Source organism: Nostoc sp. CALU 1950 (assembly GCF_051172895.1).
Taxonomy (GTDB): Bacteria; Cyanobacteriota; Cyanobacteriia; order Cyanobacteriales; family Nostocaceae; genus Nostoc; species Nostoc edaphicum_A.
In genome coordinates this window covers 1-3,998 of sequence record NZ_JBDNJQ010000294.1, presented here as the reverse complement: position 1 = coordinate 3,998, position 3,998 = coordinate 1, and the positions used below count along the sequence as shown (strand labels likewise).

Genomic DNA, 3,998 nt, shown 5'->3' with positions numbered 1-3,998 from the left:
TTAGGGCGGGCGAGACGCCCACCCTACAAGAATCATCCCTTGATTCAGCAACGCCTTAATTTTTAACGTTCCATGAGTATTTCCTGTAATGCAAGTAGAATAACTGTATTGAGTCATCAATGAGAATTGCGTAGGCGCAGCCCACCGTAGGTATCGCTATGACTGCAACCACAAAAAAATTTACTTTTGCAGAGTATCTTAAGTATAACGATGGCACGGATACCCAATATGAATTGGTAGATGGAGAATTAATTCCCATGAGCCTTGGCACTGGCAAGCACGGTGGCATCTCCAAGTTTTTAGAACGAAGCTTTGATGATGAAAGTGCCAAAATGGGCCAGAATTGGACAGCACAAAAGTTTTCTGTGGGAGTGCGATGCCTGCGGCGACCCGAAGCGGGAGCGCCACGAGGTGGACGCTGGGACACCTCACGAATTCCAGATGTAGTAGTATTGCCAACACAGCAGTGGGAAGCACTTTCTAATCGAGAGGCTGTAATCGAACTCAACAAAACTCCCCCCATATTAGTGGTAGAAGTCGTCAGCGAATCTACACAAACTACAGACTATCGCAGCAAACGTTCTGAGTATGCTGTTCTGGAAATTCCTGAATATTGGATTGTTGACCCGATTCAAGAGATAGTAACAATATGCACCCTACTAGAAGGGTTCTATGATGCTGTTGCATTCCGAGGACAAGAACGCATCATCTCTTTTACTTTTCCACAGTTGGATTTGAGTGTCGAACAAGTCTTGGCAGGACGGAAGTGAACTCTCAATTACTATTACCCAGCCAAACCGTATTGGCTGTACTTCAACAATGAGCCTCAGAACCTCAATGTTGACCTTCTGAAGCTCAACGTTGACCTTCAGAACCTCAATGTTGACCTTCTGAGCCTCGAAGTTGCACGTTTGATCCTCGAAGTTGCGGCTTTTAACCTCAACGTTGACCTTCTGAGGCTCGACGTTGACCTTCTGAGGCTCAACGATGACCTTCTGAGGCTCGAAGTTGCACCTTTTATCCTCGAAGTTGCACCTTTTATCCTCAAAGTTGCACCTTTTATCCTCGAAGTTGCGCCTTTTATCCTCAACTAACAAATATATCTAACCATTCATGAATTTACAGGGGTGAGCGTGTAGTAAAATTTGCTCACCTCCGTAAAGTGGAACATGGCTTTAGACTTCTCCGGTCAAAATCTTCGAGGACGCAACTTCAAAGGACAAGACCTTGCGGGTGCAAACTTTAGCTATGCCGACATCCGAGGGGCAAACTTCACCAATGCCAACCTGACCGGTGCGAATTTCAGCCATGCCAAAGCTGGACTGCAACGACGTTGGGTAATTGGTTTAGTTATTATCTCATTCTTATTGTCGGGACTGTCAGGATTTCTCTGGGGTGTCAATGGTTACTTGGTGTCGCTGATATTTAGCTCATCCAGTAATAACCAAATTGGGGGCTGGGTTGCTCTAATCACATTGATTGCCTTTTTCTTCATCACAATTCGCCAAGGAATAATAGCTGGTTTAGGAGCCGTCGCCTTCGCGGGAGCCTTCGCCTTCGCCTTCGCCGGATCTGTCGCAGGAGCCGGAGCCGGAGCTGTTGCAGGAGCCGGAGCCGGAGCTGTTGCCGGAGCCGGAGCCGGAGCCGTTGCCTTCACCTTCGCCTTCGCAGGAGCCTTTGCAGGAGCCGTTGCCGGAGCCGTTGCCGGAGCCGTCGCCGTCGCCAGAGCAGGAGCCTTTGCCGGAACTGGAGCCGTCGCCTTTGCCGTCGCCGGAACGTTATTTAGTATCTACATCAGTTGGCGAGCAATGAAAGGAGATCAAAAACATTCCTTAATTCGCAATTTTGCGATCGCCTTTGCAGCTACAGGAGGTACAAGTTTTCGTGGTGCTAACTTAACCAATGCTGATTTCACCCAAGCCACACTCAAAAGTACAGATTTCCGAAACACTATTCTTATCTGTAGCCGTTGGCATCAAGCTAAAATGCTTGATCGCGTTCGTCCTGGCTCGACTTATCTTCAATACTCACAAGTACGTGAACTCCTGGTTACAGGACAGGGACAAGATAAGAATTTTTACCGTGAAAACCTGCGGGGTATCAACTTACAAAAAGCAAATTTAGCAGATGCCAGTTTTATCGGCGCTGATCTCAGTGAAGCAAACTTGCAAGATGCCGATTTGTCAAGAGCAAAACTAAAGCAAACCCAACTAGACGGCACAGATTTAACAGGTGCAACACTCACCGGCGCATACATTGAAGATTGGGGCATTACAAATACAACTAAATTGCATGGGATGAGGTGTGAATATGTCTTCATGCGCTTACCCACCAAAGAAGATCCCGATCCGCTCCGCAAACCTGATAATAAACAAGAGATATTTGCAGACGGCGACTTTGCCGATTTTATCAAGCCAATTTTTGACACCCTCGACCTTTACCATAATCAAGGCGTTGACCCTCGCGCTGTTGCCATAGCCTTCAAAAACCTTGCCGAAAACCATCCCGAAGCCGAGTTAGAAATCGTCGCAATGGAGAAGCGCGGCGATGATAAAATCTTGCTCAGAGCCAAAACTGCCGCAGGTAGCGATAAATCTCAACTCAGTGCAGAATATTTTGATGACTATAATCAACTCAAAGCCTTATCGCAGAGTCAGCAATTATTGCTGGTAGAAAAAGATCAGCGCATTATTAGTTTAGAAAATATGGTAGATACTGCTCTCAAGCAGCCGAAATTTTATACTCAAGGAGATACAAATATGTCTGATATCAGTGGCATCAATATTGAAGGTAGCAGTAATGTTAGCGGTATCGCTGGCAATAATTCTATTGCTAATCTAGGAACCATTAGCGGTAATGTGAGTATTGCCCTCAATCAGTTACCTGATGCAACCGATGCCGAGAAACCAGGAATCAAAGAATTATTGTCGCAGTTGCAAGATGCAATCATCCAATCCACATATTTGTCAGAAGAAGACAAAGCCGAAGCACTAGAACAGGTGAACACTTTGGCAGAAGCGGGTAAAACTCCTCAAGAATCCACTAAGCAAAAGACGGCAAAAACAGCCATCACCATGTTGAAAGGGATATTTACCGGCTTACCTGCTGTTGCTTCTCTGGTAGAAGCGGGTAATAAATTATTGCCTGCGATCGCAAAATTATTCGGTTTAGGATAATTTATTACCCTCAACCTTTACCATGATCAAGGCGTTGACCCCCGCGCGATCGCCTTCAAAAACCTTGGCGCCTTCTTCAACCCAACCTAAAATTAAGTCTATAATCACTTTAATTGTTATTTAACATTGCAAATAAAAAATTAGGGGTCTACTCCATGAGTAATGATAATAACAACAAGGTAAATTTCTGGACTACAGTTCCTGGTATTCTTACTGCAATTGCCGCCTTATTAACGGCTGTTGGAACTGTAGTGACGGCTTGGAAAGGAATTGAGTCATCTCCTAAAACATCGAGTGCTGCATCTCCAAGTGAGATCCAGAAAACTCCCACTACTGAAAACAATATTCTTATCCTTAAGAGCGGCAACGATAAAAATGATGGGATTTTCAATGTTCCAGCAAACTCGCAACAAGGATTTCCGGTTAAAAATAGTGGAAATCGTCGTCTGAAAATAGATCTGAATGCTAGAGGTAAATGGCAATACGCTCCTAGCGCAGGCCTCAATTCACCTGAGGGGCATTCTATCCAACAAGATGAAACATATAGATTACCTTCAGCGCCTCAAGGGAGTTTAATTATTCGCAGAGAAGAAAATACCTATGAATATATTGGCAAACAAAAAGAAATCTTTTTGGAACCACAAGAGACTGTATTTCTTACCATCAATGATAAGAGGGATGAAAATTCGTATCTAGACAATGAAGGTGAAATAAAAGTGTCTTGGTCTTGTGATGACTGTACCAAGCAGGATAATTAGATAGTATTCAATCAGAAATGTTGAATCCTAATACAAAACTTTACATATCTAGTTACACTAACTC

General features: G+C 44.4%; 4 protein-coding genes. All 4 read left to right on the top strand.

What is annotated here, in order from left to right; translation table 11 throughout:
• Positions 1–158: 158 nt before the first annotated feature.
• The 4 genes from ABF638_RS36975 (at position 159) to ABF638_RS36960 (ending at position 3,934) form a co-directional block, all read left to right on the top strand.
• Complete coding sequence (locus tag ABF638_RS36975) at positions 159–770, top strand: Uma2 family endonuclease (RefSeq protein ID WP_435027719.1); 612 nt, start codon at positions 159–161, stop codon at positions 768–770.
• Positions 771–911: 141 nt separating this feature from the next.
• Entirely contained in the window at positions 912–1,094 is a 183-nt protein-coding gene (locus ABF638_RS36970) for a hypothetical protein (RefSeq protein ID WP_435027718.1), read from the top strand.
• 75 nt (positions 1,095–1,169) lie between these two features.
• Positions 1,170–3,176: a pentapeptide repeat-containing protein gene (locus ABF638_RS36965; RefSeq protein WP_435027717.1), complete on the top strand. Its 2,007-nt coding sequence runs from the start codon at positions 1,170–1,172 to the stop codon at positions 3,174–3,176.
• Positions 3,177–3,331: 155 nt separating this feature from the next.
• Positions 3,332–3,934 (top strand): hypothetical protein, encoded by a 603-nt coding sequence (locus ABF638_RS36960; protein ID WP_435027716.1) that lies wholly within the window; start codon positions 3,332–3,334, stop codon positions 3,932–3,934.
• Positions 3,935–3,998 lie beyond the last annotated feature (64 nt).

Bases quoted from the DNA above. Each gene is read 5' to 3' on its own strand.
- ABF638_RS36960 (WP_435027716.1), top strand. From the start codon at position 3,332: ATGAGTAATGATAATAACAACAAGGTAAATTTCTGGACTACAGTTCCT.
- ABF638_RS36975 (WP_435027719.1), top strand. From the start codon at position 159: ATGACTGCAACCACAAAAAAATTTACTTTTGCAGAGTATCTTAAGTAT.
- ABF638_RS36965 (WP_435027717.1), top strand. From the start codon at position 1,170: ATGGCTTTAGACTTCTCCGGTCAAAATCTTCGAGGACGCAACTTCAAA.